This is a genomic window from Mycolicibacterium sp. ND9-15, assembly GCF_035918395.1.
Lineage (GTDB): Bacteria > Actinomycetota > Actinomycetes > Mycobacteriales > Mycobacteriaceae > Mycobacterium.
The window spans coordinates 5,060,636-5,076,750 of record NZ_CP142362.1; the positions used below are offsets into that span (position 1 = coordinate 5,060,636).

A 16,115-nucleotide genomic window follows, 5' to 3' on the forward strand; every position below is an offset into this window, starting at 1 on the left:
GGTGGCAATACGTGCGCGAAGGCACCACTCACATCCACGTCGAAACCTCCGGGCAAAGCATACGACTCAACGGAAGCTCAGCACCTGATCGCCCCATGCGCTGCGCAAATCACGGTCGAGGTCGTCGACCAACCGGTCCTGGGCGTCGATGATCAGCGTCGCGCGGTCGTCGTCGCGGTACGGCCGCCAGACCGCATCACCCGCCGCACCCGCGGGTGTGCCGTCGAGGGCGAAGTTGCGCCAGCGCCGCCGAATCCGCTCCGAGACCAGCCTGCCCGCCTGCAACCCGCCCAGTTTGAAGATGGGGTCCTTCGCGCCGGTGACGAGATTGCCCCAGACATAGGGTAATTCGGTGGCGTGCGCGGCGCCCAGACGCAGCATTCGCAGCATCGGAGTGGCGAAGTCGAAGCGGTACAGGTACACCGGCGCCACCTCGCGATGGCCCTCGGCGAACCAGACCGACGGCATCCGGAACCCGATGTCGCGCGCGACGCCCAGCCCGATAGCCTTTCCCCGGCCACGGTAGGCGGCGCGGATCTGCCGCTCGTCCGGGAGCTGCAGATCCGGTTGTTCGGCCGCGATCTCGGCGAACATCGCCCGAATCGCTTTCGGCGTGATCGGCATCAGCGGCGACTTCATCCAGCGGAACAGCGCCGCTTCGTGCTTGTTTGTTCCGATGATCAGCGGAACCGGGTGCGTGCGCCCCTCGCGGGCGAGCCGGACCGGATGCGCCGGCACCATGTCACCGTCGATGATCGGCGCGAACGCCAGTGTGCCGGGAGTGCGCACCGGGATGTGGTCGAAGACATGCTTCGAGGCGGCCAGCAAGGCGGAGGTGGGCACCGAGGCCAACCGGTCGACGTCGTCGGGTCGCATTCCGAGTTGGTCGAGAAACAGCGCCGCCACCTGCTGCGAACGCTGCCGGTCGTATATGGACGTCGCCGGCGAGCTCTGCGCGATCGCGGCGCCGAACAGGCCCGCGGCGGCTGGACTGGCCAGCAGCGTGGTGATGATCCCGGCGCCCGCGGATTCGCCGAAGACCGTCACGCGGTTCGGGTCGCCCCCGAACGCCGCGATGTTGTCGCGTACCCATTGCAGCGCGGCCACCACGTCGCGCAGACCCAAGTTGGTGGCGAAGCTGTCGTCGAACGCCGACAGGTCCAAAAAGCCCAATGCGCCCAACCGGTAGTTCACCGTGACGATGACCGCGTCTCCGCCGGACGCGAGCGCACGGCCATGATAAAGCGGCTGCGCCGACGAGCCGATGACGTAAGCGCCGCCGTGCACCCACACCAGCACCGGTTTACCCGCACCTGGGTCGACATCCGATCCCGCCCAGACGTTGAGGGTCAAGAAGTCGTCGCCCTGCGGCGCGCCGAGATCCATCGGGAGTCGACGATCGGCCGGCTGCGGGCACACCGGGCCGACCCGGGTGGCATCCGCAGGCTCGGTCCACCGTCGCGGTGGTTCGGGTGGCCGCCACCGCAACTCGCCCGCCGGCGGGGCCGCGAACCGGATTCCCTTCCATACCTTCACGGTGTTGTCGTCGAGGCCGCGGACCGGGCCACTCACGGTGTCGACGACCAGGCCCTGGTCGGTCATGCGCCGTACCTCTGACCGCATGAAGACCTCCCTCGAAACGATCAAACGAGCTTGTTCAGGCTACGCGGCGCTACATCCACGGTGGGGCGTCCGGCGTGCCGGCACAGCCGGTGCGCTGGGTCGCCGACGCGTTCGCCCGGTTGTTCTTCAGCTACACCTGGATGCCGCCGAGCGACCCGGACTTCGGGGACGATGTGGAGTTGCGCCGGTTCGCACACGACGTGCTGACCCCGATGGTGGATCGCGCGGTCGGCTCCCTCGGCTAACTTGATTGCGTGCGCAAGTGGGTGCTGCTTTCCGCCGCTGTCACCACCGAGGTCGTCGCGACGCTGTCTTTGCGTGCGTCGCAAGATCATTCGGCGTGGCTGGTCGTCGTCGTCCTCGGTTACCTCGCGGCTTTCGGATTCCTGACGGCGGTGTTGCGCGCCGGGGTGGCGGTCGGCGTTGCGTACGGGATCTGGGGTGCCATGGGAACCGCGGGCACCGCGGTGCTGGCCGCCGCGATCTTCGGTGACCCGTTCACCTGGCCGATCGTGGCGGGCATCGGGCTGATCATCGGCGGGGTGCTGCTCGTCGAACTCGGCTCTCACCGTCCGGCGAGCCAGCCGTGATGTATTGGACGCTGGCCGGCGCGATAGCGATCGAGGTGTTCGCGACGCTGTCGTTGCGCGCCTCCGACGGGTTCCGCAAGAAGGCCTGGATCGCCCCGGTGGCCGTCGGCTATCTCGCCTCGTTCTACCTGCTGTGGCTGACGTTGGCCCTGGGCATGCCGGTGGGTATCGCCTACGGCGTCTGGACCGCTTGCGGGGTGGCACTGGTCGCGGTCATCGCGCGCTACCTGTTCGCCGAACCACTGACGTGGGTGATGGCGCTGGGCATCGCGCTCATCGTCGGCGGTGTGCTCACGATCGAGCTTGGCGGCGTCGGGCACTGAGCACGCCGGCTAGCAGGACCACCAGCAGTCCCGCCGCCGGCACGGTGAGCAACCCGATCCGCAGGCTCGTCGCGTCGGCGATCACCCCGACGAGCTCTGGCGCCCCGAAGAACCCGATCCGCATCAGCCACGTCAGGATCGTCAGACCGCTGCCCGGTCGCAGGCCCGGCAGCTGATCGGCGGCGTGCATGGCCGACGGCACCAGCGTGGACACGCCGAGTCCGGCAATCGCGAACCCCGCGATGGTGGCGGGCACCGACGGGAACGCCAGTGCGAGCCCCATACCGACGGCCGTGATCAGCCCGCCCGCGCGCACCACGGCGCGCTCCCCGAACCGGTCGACCAGCCGGTCCCCGACCAGCCGCCCGATGAAGATGAACGTGACCACGGCGATATAGCCCGTCACCGCGACCGGGCCGGGCGCGCCCAGCGCGTCGCGCAGGTACAAGGCGGCCCAGGAGTTGCCCGCGTCCTCGACGGTGGCGCCGGCTACGGCGATGACCACCAGGGCCAGCAGCGTGGCGTAGACCGCGACGCCGGCATCGCCGCCGCCGCCGGTTCGCGCGGCCGGATCGGCGTCGTGGTCGGCCCCGGGCAGCAGATAGCGGTACGCGGCCAGCACGACCACGCTGCACAGCACCGCCGCGACACCGAGATGCACACCGCGCGAGATGCCCAGTGCGATCGCGGCGGCGCCCATGGACCCGCCCAGGATCGCGCCGCCCGCCCACACGGCGTGCAGGGAGTTGATGATCGAGCGGCCGTAGCTGCGCTGCACGCGCAGTCCGTGGGCGTTCTGCGCGACGTCGGTCACCGAATCGCAGGCCCCCGCCAGAAACAGGGCCGCGGCGAACAGCACCGGGGATGCCGCGACCCCGGCGAGCACGACGAACACCCCGATGCCGATGGTGCCGATAACCGCCACCCGCGCCGAGCGGAAGCGGCGGATAAGCGTGGCCGCGCTCAGGCCGGCGGCCAATGCGCCCGCGGAGAACGCCGCGATCGCGGCCCCGTAGGCGGAGTTCGACAAGCCGAGGTCGGTCTTGATCTCGGGATAGCGGGGCAACAGGTTGGCGAACACCACGCCGTTGGTCAAAAACAGCGCCGCGACGGCTACCCGGGCCCGGCGGGTGCGCACCTCGGCGGTGTCCGACCGGTCGGGCGCCATACCTGTCGACCCTACAGACGCCGCGAGCCGCGGTTTCCCACGTGGGAAGGCCGGTTGACCTCGCCCGAACGGGGTATCCGGCATCGCGTGCTGACACGTGGCGACGGCTTCGGGGCAAGATTGGCGACATGACAGAGCCCACCGCGTCGCTAGTGGAGTTGGCGCGACGCTACGGCGTCGCAACGGAATACGAGAACTGGACGGGTGCCCGCACCGCGGTGACCGAGTCGACGCTGATCTCGGTGCTTGGCGCGCTGGGCGTCGAGGCCGCCACCGAGAACGACCGCGTCGAGGCGCTCACCGCACACGACCGCGAATACTGGTCGCGCCACCTGCCGCCGACGATCATCGGGCGCACCGGGACCGCGCCGACGTTCTGGGTTCACGTCACGCACGGAAACCCCGTCGCCCTACGGGTGGTCCTGGAGGACGGGTCGGTGCGCACGGACCTTAGACAGCTCGAAAACAACAGGCCGCCTTACGATTTGGATGGCAGACTGATCGGCGAGGCGACCTTCGAATTGCCCGCCGGGCTGCCCATCGGATACCACCGCCTGGTTCTGCAGGCCGACTCGTCGGAATTCGGCACGCCGATCATCGTCTCCCCCGCCTCGCTGCGCCCTCCTGCGGGCCGACAGTGGGGACTGGCCACCCAGTTGTACAGCGTGCGGTCGGAAAGGTCATGGGGCATCGGCGATCTGACCGATCTGACCGACCTCGCGGTGTGGTCGGCCGCCCGGCACGCCGCGGGCTTCATTCTGGTCAACCCACTGCACGCGGCCGCTCCGGTCGCGCCGATGGAGCCCTCCCCTTATCTGCCGACCTCGCGCCGCTTCGTCAACCCGATCTATCTGCGCGTAGAGGCGGTCCCGGAGTACGCCTACGTCCGACGCCGCAACCGGATACGCAAACTGCGCGAGTCCGTGCAGTCCCGCGCCGACCGCGCAGACCAGATCGACCGCGACGCCGCCTGGAAGGTGAAGCGCTCCGCGCTGGAGGCGGTCTACGCGGCGCCGCGCTCCGCCGGGCGAGAACTGGCCTATGCCGCGTACCGCGAGCGTGAGGGCGCCAGCCTCGACGACTTCGCCACCTGGTGTGCCCTTGCCGAGCGTCACGGCGGCGACTGGCATGAGTGGCCACCGGAACTGCGGCATCCGGCGGGCGACGCCGTGGCGGACTTCGCCGCCGAGCACGCCGACGCCGTGGACTTTCACCGCTGGTTGCAGTGGCAGCTCGACGACCAGCTGACCGCGGCACAGGCCACTGCACTGCAGACCGGGATGAGCCTGGGCATCATGCATGACCTCGCGGTCGGGGTGGACCCCGACGGCGCCGATGCGTGGGCGCTGCAGGACGTGCTCGCGCTCGGGGTCACCGCGGGTGCGCCGCCCGACGAGTTCAACCAACTCGGCCAGGACTGGTCCCAGCCGCCGTGGCGCCCGGACCAACTCGAGAAGCTCGCTTACGAGCCGTTCCGAGCACTGGTCAACGCCGTCTTGCGGCACGCGGGCGGTGTGCGTATCGATCACATCATCGGGCTGTTCCGGATGTGGTGGATCCCGAACGGGGCGCCACCCACCGCAGGCACCTATGTGCGCTACGACCACGAGGCGATGATCGGCATCGTCGCGCTCGAGGCGCACCGCGCGGGAGCGGTCGTGGTCGGCGAGGACCTCGGCACCGTCGAACCGTGGGTGCGCGACTACCTGCACGAGCGCGGTCTGTTCGGAACGTCGATCCTGTGGTTCGAGGCCGACCGCGACGGCGGCGATGCGCCCGCCCGCCCGCTGCCCGCCGAGCGGTGGCGCGAGTTCTGCCTGTCGGCGGTCACCACGCACGACCTGCCCCCGACCGCGGGCTACCTGGCCGGCGAACACGTCCGTCTCCGTGACGAACTCGGGCTCCTGACGCGGCCCGCCGACGAGGAACTGGCCGCCGACCGCGAGCAGCAGACGAAGTGGCTGGACGAACTGCGCCGCGTCGGGCTGCTGGGCGGCGACACCGGATATCCCGGTGTCGCCGAGATCGTCGAGTCGCTGCACCGCTACCTCGGCCGCACCCCGTCGCGGTTGCTGTCGCTGTCGCTCGCCGACGCGGTCGGTGACCTGCGCACCCAGAACCAGCCGGGCACCACCGACGAGTATCCGAACTGGCGCGTGCCGCTGGCCCGTCCGGACGGCAAGAAAGTGCTGCTGGAAGATGTGTTCGCCGATACCAGCGCAGCGCGGCTCGGCGAGGTCATGCGGGCGGCCGTGCGCTAGGCGGTGTAACGCCGCGGACTTCTCCTCCGGTTTCACATTCGTCACGGCTGCGATATGTTCGCACCGCACACCTAGGGAGATCACGTGAACAAGCTTTTCGCGCTCGGCGGGGCACTCGTCGCGGGCGGTTCCGTGGCGCTGGTCGGTGCCGGTATCGCGATGTCGCAGCCGAACAGCCTGAACGTGGTCGGCGAACCGTACAACCGGGCCCTTCAGATCCTGAAGTCCCAGGGAGTCAAGGCGTACTTCGGCGGGTCGGTCGGCAGCGTGCTCCCGCAGGCGCAGTGCCTGGTCGACCAGCAGAAGGTCACCTCCTCCGGCCGCATGCTGCTGATGCTGGACTGCAGCCAGAAGGCGGCCGATTTGATTGCGGAGATGGCTCCCTCGGGCGGGCCGACGGTCGGCAGCAACGGCATCACGACCGTGACGCCGACCCCGGTGGTGCCGATTCAGGGCGCCCCGGGCGCGGGTGCGCCGCCGGCGCCGGCCGGCTGAGACGCTAACCCTCCACCATCGAACGCAGGTTCGTCAGTGTCCTGCTCATGTTGCGACCCACCTGGCGCGCGGCCACTCGGTCGGCGATCAACCCGAGCAGATTGCCTGCCGACTCATAGGACAGCCGGAACGTCACCTTCGTTCGTCTGTCGTCGGTCTCCCGCAGCCGGAACCGGCCGCGCTGAGACACCCCGGTCAGCGCGGTCCAGGACAGCTCCCGAGGCGGGTCGAACTCGACCAGTTCCACCGTGCCGCCGATCGGCACCGAGCCCACTTTCCAGTGCACGGTGTAGCGGGCGCCCAATCCGGCCGGACCCTCGGTCAGCGTCTCAAACCGGTTGAGGCTCGCCATGAACTCCGGGTAGCACCCCGGGTCGCTGATCACCTTCCACACCCGGTCCCGCTCGGCGTCGATGACGCACTGGCGCTGCACCCTCATCGGAACATCAGCCCAGCACCGGAAGGCGTCGTCCGGTGGCCAACCTGTCGACGCCGGCCTGCAGACTGGCCAACACCTTGTCATCGACGACGTCGTCGTCACTGGTCGCGATGTCGTCCGCGTCGATGGGCGTCTGCACCTCGATGGCGATCTTCGTCGGCAGGGGCAGCCGCGGCACCATGTCGCTGACGATGAGACCCCACGGCGGCGCCAACAGGATCGGCACGCTCTTGAGGCGCGCCAACCTGTCGACCATCAGCAGCTTGGCCAGCCATTGACCGCGGTCGAGGAAGAGGGCCGCTTCCTGACCGCCGACGCTGGCGACCGGCACGATCGGCACGCCCGCCTCGCGGGCGAGTTTCACATAACCCTTGCGGCCGCCGAAGTCGACTTCGTGGCGCTTCCACGACGGCCGGAACACCTCGTAGTCACCGCCCGGATACACCAGCAGGGCTCCGCCAGACGCCAGCGCCAGTTTGGCGTTGTCGGGATTGGCGGCGACGGTGCCGAACTTGCGCAGCGAGCCCAGTCCCGGCATCGAGACGACGAGGTTGTGCGCGAGTTGGTAGAACGGCCGCTCGACGCCGAAGTACGAGCTGAACGCCAGCGTGAACACGAATGTGTCCGGTGGCAGGTTGCCTCCGCTGTGGTTGCCCACCAACAACACCGGGCCGTCGGCGGGGATACGGTCCAGCCCCCGCACGTCGGCACGAAAATACAGCGACGCCAGCAGCCACAGGCCGGGCAGCTGTTCGCGAATGTAGTCGGGGTCGCGCTGATCCAGGTCGGCCTTGGGCACCCGGGCGGACACCTGCTGCTTGGCCCACCCGAAAACGTCGTCGATGCCCGCCATGGAAGGTGTTATACACGCGGCCCGCGATCCTGAAACCTGACTGACGACTTATCGGACGTAGACTGTTCGGCACGAAGGAGGAGCCAGAATGGCAGATTCGCCGGCTCAGCCGGTGGCGTTGCGCCCGCGTCGTTTCGATCACGAGGTCGACCCGGGCCGGGTCCAGATCCAGGCCCGCAAGGTGCATTTCGACCTGTCCGGCATCTCCCTGGAGTGGATCCCCGGCCACCCCGTGGCGTCCACCATGATCAACCTGTTCAACGTGGTGTTGCCCGCGGCCGAGCACTGGTTCGTGCGCACCTACAACGAGGCACTGCCGCTGGTCAAGGATTCCAGCCTCGCCGACGACATCCGGGGTTTCACCGGTCAGGAGGCGACGCACGCCGCCGCTCACGACGACGTGATCGAGAAGTTCCTCATTGGCAACGGAGTTGATCCCGCGCCCATGATGAACCTCGTTGAGTACATGTTCGGAAAGGTTTTGGCGCCAACGGATTCCGATGACCCCGAGCGGCGACTCAACAATCTCTGCGAACGGTTGTGGTTGATCGCGGCACTCGAACACTACACCGCGGTGCTCGGCGATTTCGCGCTCAACTCCACCTGGGACGACCACGGCGCCGACCCGACCATGGTCGACCTGTTCCGCTGGCACGGCAGCGAAGAGGTCGAGCACCGCTGTGTCGCCCATGACGTTGCGGTGTACTTCCACAACAGCTATCCCGACAGGATCCGGGCGATGACGGTGGCGGCCACGGCCATGTTCGTGTTCTTCCAACGCGGCACCTGGTACCTGCTCAGATCCGATCCGAACTGCGACATCGGATGGTGGGCGATGCAGCGGATGCGGATGCGCGACTCCGAACTCGGGTTGCTGCCCAAGTTCCGAACCCTGTTCGGGGTCAACACGCTGACGTACTTCCGGCCCGGCTTCTCTCCCGAGGAGATGGGCTCGACCGCTCAAGCCGTCGCCTACCTGGGCACCTCACCCGCCGCCCGCGCCGCGCACCGTTGATGGGGTTACGGGAACGCTACCGGCAGCTGCCGCCCAATCCGCTGCGGCCGGGCCGGCGTTACGTGATGATGGGCATGGCGGAAGCGGTGATAACCGGGATGGAGGCGCTCGCCGGCGCCGTCCGTCGGGTCGCTCCGCTTCCCGAGTTCGACCGCACGCACGTGCTGCGCGTCGTCGACCGGCAGGTGGTGGCGCGCGACGAGCACGTGGTCGCGTTGACGCTGACCGCGGCCGACGACAAGCCGCTGCCCCGGTGGTCTCCGGGCTCACACATCGACATCACGCTGCCCAGCGGGCTGGTGCGCCATTACTCGCTGTGTGGCGACCCTGGGCACGGCGACAGCTACCGCATCGCGGTGCGGCTCATCCCGGCCGGCGGCGGGGGCTCGATCGAGGTGCATGAGGCGCTGCGGCCGGGAGCGACGGTGACATCGCACGGGCCGCGCAACGCGTTCCCGATGACCGTGCCGGGCTTCGGATCCCCGACGCAGCGGCTGCGGTTCATCGCCGGCGGTATCGGAATCACCCCGATCCTGCCGATGCTGAGGCTCGCACAGCGCCTCCGCGTCGACTGGTCGCTGCTGTACAGCGGCCGCAGTCGCGACAGCCTGCCGTTCGTCGACGAGGTCGCGCGGTTCGGGCACCCCGTCCAGATCCGCACCGACGACGTCGCGGGCCTGCCGAGCGCCGACGAGTTGCTCGGCGACTGTCCCGACGGCACCGCGGTCTACGCATGCGGGCCGGCGCCCATGTTGACCGCGATCCGCGAGCGGCTGGTCGGCCGCGACAATGTCGAGCTGCACTTCGAGCGGTTCGCCGCCGCGCCGGTTGTGGACGGCTCGGGTTTCTCGGTGGTGGCGGCCTCGACCGGCGAGACTGTCGACGTCGGGGCCGACGAGACACTGCTCGCCGCGCTGCGCCGATCGGGTGTGCCCGCGCCGTACTCCTGCCAGCAGGGCTTCTGCGGGACCTGCCGCACCCGTGTGCTGGCGGGCGCCGTCGACCATCGCGACACGTTGCTCGCCGACAGTGAACGCGCCGGCGGGCTGATGTTGATCTGCGTCTCGCGCGCCGCCGAGGGGTCCGATCTGACGCTGGATCTGTAGTCGTCTCGTACTATTCGGCCATGCCGCTGGCCGATGGCGCGACGTTCGCCGGATACACCATCCTGCGCCTGCTCGGCTCCGGTGGCATGGGCGAGGTTTACCTGGCCCAGCATCCGCGCCTCCCGCGCCGCGACGCGCTCAAGGTGCTTCCCGCCTCGGTGTCGGCCGACGATGACTACCGCCGACGGTTCGAGCGCGAGGCCGACATCGCGGCCACGCTGTGGCATCCGCACATCGTCGGGGTGCACGACCGCGGTGAGGCCGACGGCCAGATCTGGATCTCGATGGACTACGTCGACGGCACCGACGCCGCGGAACTGTTGCAGGAGCGCTATCCCGACGGGATGCCCCCGCGGGAGGTTGCCGCGATCATCAGCGCGATCGCCGGTGCCCTCGACTACGCCCACCACGGCGGCCTGCTGCACCGCGACGTCAAGCCCGCCAACATACTGCTCGCCCATCCCGAATCCGGTGACCAACGAATTCTGTTGGCCGACTTTGGAATCGCGCGTTGGGTGAACGACGTCAGCGGGCTGACAGCAACGAACATGACGGTGGGTACCGTCTCCTATGCCGCGCCCGAACAACTGATGGGCGAGCGGTTGGACGGTCGGGCAGACCAGTATGCGTTGGCGGCCACCGCATTTCATTTACTGACCGGGTCGCCGCCGTTTCGCAACTCCAATCCCGCCGTCGTCATCAGCCAGCACCTGTCGGCGGCGCCACCCCAGATCAGCGCCCGCCGCCCCGACTTCGCGGCTCTGGATCCTGTGCTGGCCAAGGCGCTGGCCAAAGATCCCAAGGACCGGTTCGAGCGCTGCGCCGACTTCGCGCGGGCGCTCAGCCACCACCTCGGCGTCTCCTCGTCGGACGACGACGGCACCCAGCTGGCGATGGCCGTCACCCGGCCGAAGCGCTCTTTGCTGCGGGCAGGCGTACTGGTGCCGGCCGTTCTTGCGGTGCTGCTTGCGGTCGCGGTCGTCTTCGGCCTGGCCGAGATGCGCCGCGCCGACGACGAGCGTCCGGCCGCGGCACCGACGACAACCACGTCCGTCGCGTCGGCACCCTTGGCACCACCACCACCGCCGCCGACGACCACCACACCGACCGACGGCCCCGCCACCACGACGACGACCGCCGGCGACGACGACACGACCACCGCACCGTCGTCGCCGTCAGACGATGACTCCACGGCGGTGATCGGGGCCGACTGCTCCCCCGTCGGCCGCACCGCGACGACGGCCGACGGCTCGACCGCGTACTGCTCGACGCTGCAGACCACCGGTGACTCGATCTGGTCGCTGACCGAGGGCGACGTCGCGAGCCCGACGGTGAGCACCGAACCAACCGACCCACCGCTGCCGATCGCCGAGGAATCCCCCGTACGGGTGTGCATGGAGCAGACCGGTCAGACCCGCCGCGAATGCCGCAGGGCCATCCGCGAAAGCAACGGCTTGCCCCCGCTGCCATGAAGTACGCCGTCATCGCGCCCGTCGCCGCGGGTGTCACCGCAGAGCCCGTTTTCATGGCCGCATTCGCGCAGCATCTGGAGGCGTGCGGATTCGAGTCGCTCGTGGTGGTCGAGCACACCGTGCTGATGTCGCGGTACGCCAGCGTCTACCCCTACGACGCGTCGGGCCGCGTGGAATTGCCGGCCGACTGCAATGTGCCAGATCCCCTTGACCTGCTTGCGTTCCTGGCCGGTCAGACCCGGCGGCTCGGGCTGGCCACCGGGGTGCTCGTGCTGCCCAACCATCACCCCGTGGTGCTGGCCAAGCGGGTCGCCACCGTCGATGCGCTCTCGGGTGGCCGAGTGCGGCTGTGCGTGGGCATGGGCTGGCTCAAGGAGGAGATCGAGGCCTGCGGGACCGACTTCGGCAGCAGGGGCCGGCGCGCCGACGAGCAGCTCGCGGTGCTACGCCTGCTGTGGCAGGACAGCCCGGAAGGAGCCGACTTCCACGGTGAGTTCTTCGACTTCGACAACGCGATGTGCTATCCGAAACCCTTGGCGCACATACCGATTCACATCGGTGGGCATAGCCGCGCGGCGGCCCGGCGGGCCGGCCGGCTCGGCGACGGGTTCCAGCCGCTCGGTGTCGGCGGCACCGAACTGGCCCAGCTGGTCTCGCTGATGCGCGACGAGGCCGCGCGTTGCGGGCGCGATCCCGATGCGCTGGAACTCTCGCTCGGGCATCTCGTCACCAAAATCGACGGCGAACGGGCAGCCAAACTCGAGGCGCTCGGCGCGCACCGCCTGATCCTGGCCATGCCGCTGACGACCGATATCGACGAGGCCCGCGACCAGCTGTCGGCCTGTGCGCAGCGGCTGGGGCTGACCGGATGAGGCTGCGTACCGCGGACCGGTTGGCGGTGGCCGATCTGGTGCATATCTACGCCTCTGCGGTCGACGACCGCCGGTTCGACGACGTGGTCGAGTTGTTCACCGAGAACGCCGAACTGCGGCTGCCGGACCCGCCGCGGTCGTTGGAGCCGGTGCGGTGCCACCGCGGCCGCGACGGCGTGCGCGCGGCGCTCGCGGCGCTGGTCGCGGTGACCCGTACCGAGCACGCGATCGTCGGCGAGGTGTACGCCCCAGGCGGCGAGCCCGATTACGCGCTCGGCCGGATCACCTGCATCGCCCACCACTGGACGGTCACCGACGGCCAGGCGTCCGACCTGGTGTGGCATCTGCGCTACGACGACGAATACCTGCGGGCGCGGGCCGGCTGGCGGATCCACGGCCGGGCATTGACCATCAACGCGATCGAGACCCGAGGTGTTCGTCGCCTTCGATTGCCGCCAACAGACCGTCCAGCAGCGGCCGCTGACCCTTCAACAGCTTGGACCGAGCCTGCGCCACCGAAAACCAACCCGCCCGGTCGATTTCGGGAAACTCCCTGACCCTGCCAGACCCCTTCGGCCACTCCAGCGGGAACGTGTTGGAGAAGGTGCCGTCGAGGTCGAGGTCGCCCCGCACCGCGAACGCGGTGATGATCTTGCCGCTCGGCTGCCTCAGCGGCGGGAAATCGATGCGCGGGCCGGCCGGCGGCGGCTTGCCGAGTTCTTCTTCGAACTCGCGGCACGCGACGGCCCACGGGTCTTCACCCTCGGTGTACTCGCCTTTGGGGATCGACCACGCGCCCTGGTCCTTGTGCGCCCAGAACGGTCCGCCCGGGTGGCCGATGAGCACTTCGACGGTGCCGTCGGTCGGTCGGTAGAGCAGCAGGCCCGCGCTCAGCTTCGGCATGCTGCCCATCCTCCACCGCGCGAGCGACCGCGTCTGTACGCCGACACGCCGCTTCTAACTGTGCAAGAGCGGTCGCTCGCCAGGCAAGGCCATCAGAATCAGTATTTGCGGTCGCCCTCACTGCTGTCGAAGAAGGCCCAGTCCCCATCATCGCCCTTGACCTCCATGCGCCAGCCGAGTTCCGGGTCGGCTTTCTGGTCGACGAACCACGCGTGGGCGTCGTCGGCGCTTTCGATGTCCTTGGTGTCGACGACCTCGCCCTCGGGGTTCAACACGCGATATGTAGCCATGCCGTCACAGTTCCCCGGTTCACCCGGTTTGAATCAGCTGGATTTCGGCACGGGAATGCCCTCACTGGCCGAGAACTGCGCATCCTCCCGCGACGAGAGCCCGAACGAGACCACCGAGCGGTCGAAGAAGAGGTCGGTCAGGTACGCCAGTGTCACCGCCCAGCGATTGACCGAGCGCGGAATCGCATAGACGTGGTAGGCGCGGGTGACCACCTTGGCCGGGAATCCGGACAACTGGATGTTGAGCGGGTTGGCCACGGCGTGTCGCGGGCCCAGATCGACGACGAGCCCCATGTTGCCGTGCTTGTAGCGCTTCGCCTTGCCGTAGCCGAGGCTGGCGGCGACGTTGCGCGCCAACACCTTTCCCTGCCTGGTGGCGTGCTGCGCGGTCGGCGGGGTGATCTTTCCAGGCTGCGTGAGGTCCGGCACCGCCGCGGCGTCACCCGCCGCGAACACGCCGGGATGGCCGGGCACCTCCAGCTCCGTGGTCACCTTCAGCCGGCCCCGTTCGGTCGGCAGCCCGAGCTTCTCGATCAGCGGCGCACCCGTGACCCCGGTGACCCACGCCACCGTGTACGTACGGACGATCGAATCATCGCTGAGCACAACGTGTTCGGCGTGCACCTCCTTGAGCGTGACCCCGAGCTGCACGTCGATGCCGCGGGACTTCAGCACGCGCTGCGCCGCAGCGCCCAGCTTCTCGCCGACTTCCGGCATCACCTGCTCGGCGAGGTCGAGCAGCAGAAATTTCACCTCGCCCGGATCGAACCCCATTTGGTTGGCGGCCGAGTCGGCGAGCGCGCGCAACTGCACGGCGAGTTCGGTGCCCGAGTACGACGCACCGACCACGACGATGGTCCGCCGCGCCTGCCTGCGGCCGGGATCGTCGTCGACGTCGGCCAACTCGAGTTGTTGGAGCACATGGTCTCGCAGATACAACGCCTGGGCGGGCGACTTCAGGCCGCGGGCGTACTCGGCCAGGCCGGGCACGTCGAACAGCCGGGTCACCGAACCGGGGGTCAGCACCAGCCGGTCCCAGGAGAGCTCGCGCGCCCGTTCCTCGGGGTCGGTGAACATGACCGTGCGACGGTCGAAGTCGACCCCGTCGACCCGGCCGCGGATCGCTTGCACCCCGCGCAGCGCATTGGCCAGTGGAATCGCCACGAACCGGGGGTCCACCAGGCCGCCGGCGACATCCGGCAGCAGCGGGGTGTAAAGCATGTAGTCGTCCGGCGAGATGATCGAGATGTCGACATCCGCCGGCTTGTTCTGGTTCCTGCGCAACCTGCGAGCCAGTGTCCGCGCGCATTCGAATCCGGTGAATCCGCTACCGACGATTACCACGGAAGTCATGCGCTCGACTGTACGGAACCGACCCCAGCGGGAATGCTGGAGTCATGACGCGCCCGGACCCACTGCGCCGATTCGACCCGTTCCGCCCCATCGACATGTTGACCGCGCTGTGGTCTTCGGCGGCGGTGGCGCCGGTCAGCAGCGGAGCGGCCGCGGCCTACCGCACGCTGTTCATGACCGTGCGGAGACTGGTGGTGGGCAGGCGGCTGAGCGTCCGGGTCGACAGCGCAGACGTGACGTTGACGGTCACCGAGTTCGACTCCCGACTCGACGTCCGGGCGCTGTCGGTCGGCCAGCTCAACGACGTTCGGCTGGCAGCCCGCGACATCCGGTGGAACGGCGCGGCGTTCGACCATGCGACGGCTGTGCTGCACAACGTGCACATGCGCCCGACGGCACCGCCGGTCCTGGTGGCGGCGCCGGTCGAGCTGATGCTGGAGGTGCCGGCGCCCGTGCTCGACGACGTCTTCCGGTGGGCGGCGCCCCGGCTGTCTGGGGCCGTCGGCGCCGACGGTGTCGCCAGGCTGCGACTCGCGCGGCGGCCGACGGCCGGTCACCTGGAGGTCGACGCCCGGATGGACGGCTCGACGCTCTGGCTCAAGCCCCGTTTCCTCGCACTGGGTCGGACGCGCTGGCCGCTGCCGGTCCGGACCCCCGCATACCCCGTGCGCCTGCCCGGCCTGCCGCCGGGCGTGCAACTCACCGGCATCAGTTTCGCGCCGGGCGTGGTACGCCTGTCGGCCTCGGTGGCCGAGTGGCGCACGGACCTGCCGATCACCCGAATCGAAGACATCATCAGCCAGCTCAGCGCTGTCGGCCGTCCCCTGCAACTCAACCGCCTGGGCCGCCTGCTCTGAGGTTTGCGCACACCCAACGACGGTGCGCCACTTGAAATCTGCCAATGCCTTTCCTGCCAGGGAATCAAACCGCTGGACTACTCGTTGCCATCATTGAGCCCGAGGGTGCGGTCGTTGTGTCTGCATCTGCTCGACGGCTCGAGGACAACAGAAAAGAGGCAGGCAAGTGAAGAGGACAGGACTCGCCGCCGTCGCCGGGGGCCTGGCCGCCGCCCTGATCGGGCTGGCCGCACCGGTTGCCGCCGCGCCGACGGGGCCGCAGAACGCAGAGGACACCATCGCCCAGTTGAGGGCCGAGGGCTACCGGGTGGTCATCACCCAGATCGGCACCGCCCCGCTCAGCGAGGCTGAGGTCGTCGCGGTACGGAAGGGCCAGAGCTACCCGCGGATGGATGCCGGCACTCCGGTGATCGGTGGTAATGACAACTACGCCACGTATCGGGACCGCATCGTCTATGTCGACGTGAAGTAGCCGATTCTGCTCGAGGGGCACCC

At 68.9% G+C, this 16,115-nt stretch carries 18 protein-coding genes and 1 pseudogene; 12 read left to right on the forward strand and 7 right to left on the reverse strand.

What is annotated here, in order from left to right; genetic code table 11:
- Positions 1-66: 66 nt before the first annotated feature.
- Complete coding sequence (locus QGN32_RS24015; RefSeq protein ID WP_326546638.1) at positions 67-1,602, reverse strand: carboxylesterase/lipase family protein; 1,536 nt, start codon at positions 1,600-1,602, stop codon at positions 67-69.
- 95 nt (positions 1,603-1,697) lie between these two features.
- Here QGN32_RS24015 and QGN32_RS24020 point away from each other — a divergent pair, with 95 nt between their 5' ends.
- From QGN32_RS24020 to QGN32_RS24030, 3 genes are read left to right on the forward strand one after another with little or no spacing between them, the layout of a single operon-like run.
- The gene (locus QGN32_RS24020) at positions 1,698-1,868 is read left to right on the forward strand and encodes a hypothetical protein (RefSeq protein WP_326546639.1); all 171 of its coding nucleotides are present in this window, start codon (positions 1,698-1,700) and stop codon (positions 1,866-1,868) included.
- A 9-nt stretch (positions 1,869-1,877) separates the two neighbouring features.
- On the forward strand, positions 1,878-2,213 hold the full coding sequence (locus QGN32_RS24025; protein WP_326546640.1) for a DMT family transporter: 336 nt from the start codon (positions 1,878-1,880) through the stop codon (positions 2,211-2,213).
- The gene (locus QGN32_RS24030; protein WP_326549238.1) at positions 2,213-2,536 is read left to right on the forward strand and encodes a DMT family transporter; all 324 of its coding nucleotides are present in this window, start codon (positions 2,213-2,215) and stop codon (positions 2,534-2,536) included. Before QGN32_RS24025 ends, QGN32_RS24030 begins: the two co-directional genes overlap by 1 nt.
- On the opposite strand, the gene QGN32_RS24035 is transcribed toward QGN32_RS24030, so the two are convergent.
- Positions 2,505-3,704, reverse strand: a complete 1,200-nt coding sequence (locus QGN32_RS24035) for an MFS transporter (RefSeq protein WP_326546641.1) — start codon at positions 3,702-3,704, stop codon at positions 2,505-2,507. The genes QGN32_RS24030 and QGN32_RS24035 overlap by 32 nt on opposite strands.
- A gap of 128 nt (positions 3,705-3,832) precedes the next feature.
- On the opposite strand from QGN32_RS24035, the gene malQ reads away from it, so the two are divergent.
- Both malQ and QGN32_RS24045 read left to right on the forward strand, forming a co-directional pair.
- Positions 3,833-5,965 (forward strand): 4-alpha-glucanotransferase, encoded by a 2,133-nt coding sequence (malQ, locus tag QGN32_RS24040; protein WP_326546642.1) that lies wholly within the window; start codon positions 3,833-3,835, stop codon positions 5,963-5,965.
- An 84-nt stretch (positions 5,966-6,049) separates the two neighbouring features.
- The gene (locus QGN32_RS24045; protein ID WP_326546643.1) at positions 6,050-6,460 is read left to right on the forward strand and encodes a hypothetical protein; all 411 of its coding nucleotides are present in this window, start codon (positions 6,050-6,052) and stop codon (positions 6,458-6,460) included.
- A gap of 4 nt (positions 6,461-6,464) precedes the next feature.
- Here the strand turns inward: QGN32_RS24045 and QGN32_RS24050 are convergent, their stop codons facing one another.
- Both QGN32_RS24050 and QGN32_RS24055 read right to left on the reverse strand, forming a co-directional pair.
- Positions 6,465-6,899 (reverse strand): SRPBCC family protein, encoded by a 435-nt coding sequence (locus QGN32_RS24050; protein WP_326546644.1) that lies wholly within the window; start codon positions 6,897-6,899, stop codon positions 6,465-6,467.
- 7 nt (positions 6,900-6,906) lie between these two features.
- Positions 6,907-7,752: a lysophospholipid acyltransferase family protein gene (locus QGN32_RS24055; protein ID WP_326546645.1), complete on the reverse strand. Its 846-nt coding sequence runs from the start codon at positions 7,750-7,752 to the stop codon at positions 6,907-6,909.
- A gap of 88 nt (positions 7,753-7,840) precedes the next feature.
- Between QGN32_RS24055 and QGN32_RS24060 the strand changes: the two genes are divergently transcribed.
- The 5 genes and pseudogenes from QGN32_RS24060 to QGN32_RS24080 form a co-directional block, all read left to right on the forward strand.
- The gene (locus tag QGN32_RS24060) at positions 7,841-8,767 is read left to right on the forward strand and encodes a metal-dependent hydrolase (protein WP_326546646.1); all 927 of its coding nucleotides are present in this window, start codon (positions 7,841-7,843) and stop codon (positions 8,765-8,767) included.
- The gene (locus tag QGN32_RS24065; RefSeq protein ID WP_326546647.1) at positions 8,767-9,873 is read left to right on the forward strand and encodes a PDR/VanB family oxidoreductase; all 1,107 of its coding nucleotides are present in this window, start codon (positions 8,767-8,769) and stop codon (positions 9,871-9,873) included. The genes QGN32_RS24060 and QGN32_RS24065 overlap by 1 nt, the downstream gene beginning before the upstream one ends.
- A gap of 20 nt (positions 9,874-9,893) precedes the next feature.
- Entirely contained in the window at positions 9,894-11,345 is a 1,452-nt protein-coding gene (locus tag QGN32_RS24070) for a serine/threonine-protein kinase (RefSeq protein ID WP_326546648.1), read from the forward strand.
- Positions 11,342-12,217, forward strand: coding sequence for an LLM class F420-dependent oxidoreductase (locus tag QGN32_RS24075; RefSeq protein WP_326546649.1), 876 nt, complete (start codon positions 11,342-11,344; stop codon positions 12,215-12,217). The genes QGN32_RS24070 and QGN32_RS24075 overlap by 4 nt, the downstream gene beginning before the upstream one ends.
- Positions 12,214-12,558, forward strand: a pseudogene (locus QGN32_RS24080) (nuclear transport factor 2 family protein); the annotation flags it as partial. The gene QGN32_RS24075 and the pseudogene QGN32_RS24080, both read left to right, overlap by 4 nt.
- A gap of 70 nt (positions 12,559-12,628) precedes the next feature.
- On the opposite strand, the gene QGN32_RS24085 reads toward QGN32_RS24080, so the two are convergent.
- The 3 genes from QGN32_RS24085 to QGN32_RS24095 form a co-directional block, all read right to left on the reverse strand.
- Positions 12,629-13,120, reverse strand: a complete 492-nt coding sequence (locus QGN32_RS24085) for an NUDIX hydrolase (RefSeq protein ID WP_326546650.1) — start codon at positions 13,118-13,120, stop codon at positions 12,629-12,631.
- A 98-nt stretch (positions 13,121-13,218) separates the two neighbouring features.
- Positions 13,219-13,410 (reverse strand): hypothetical protein, encoded by a 192-nt coding sequence (locus QGN32_RS24090; RefSeq protein ID WP_326546651.1) that lies wholly within the window; start codon positions 13,408-13,410, stop codon positions 13,219-13,221.
- 33 nt (positions 13,411-13,443) lie between these two features.
- Positions 13,444-14,763, reverse strand: coding sequence for an NAD(P)/FAD-dependent oxidoreductase (locus QGN32_RS24095; RefSeq protein WP_326546652.1), 1,320 nt, complete (start codon positions 14,761-14,763; stop codon positions 13,444-13,446).
- A gap of 44 nt (positions 14,764-14,807) precedes the next feature.
- On the opposite strand from QGN32_RS24095, the gene QGN32_RS24100 reads away from it, so the two are divergent.
- Together QGN32_RS24100 and QGN32_RS24105 are read left to right on the forward strand one after the other, a co-directional pair.
- Positions 14,808-15,620 (forward strand): hypothetical protein, encoded by an 813-nt coding sequence (locus QGN32_RS24100; RefSeq protein WP_326546653.1) that lies wholly within the window; start codon positions 14,808-14,810, stop codon positions 15,618-15,620.
- 166 nt (positions 15,621-15,786) lie between these two features.
- Entirely contained in the window at positions 15,787-16,092 is a 306-nt protein-coding gene (locus QGN32_RS24105) for a hypothetical protein (protein ID WP_326546654.1), read from the forward strand.
- Positions 16,093-16,115: the final 23 nt, after the last annotated feature.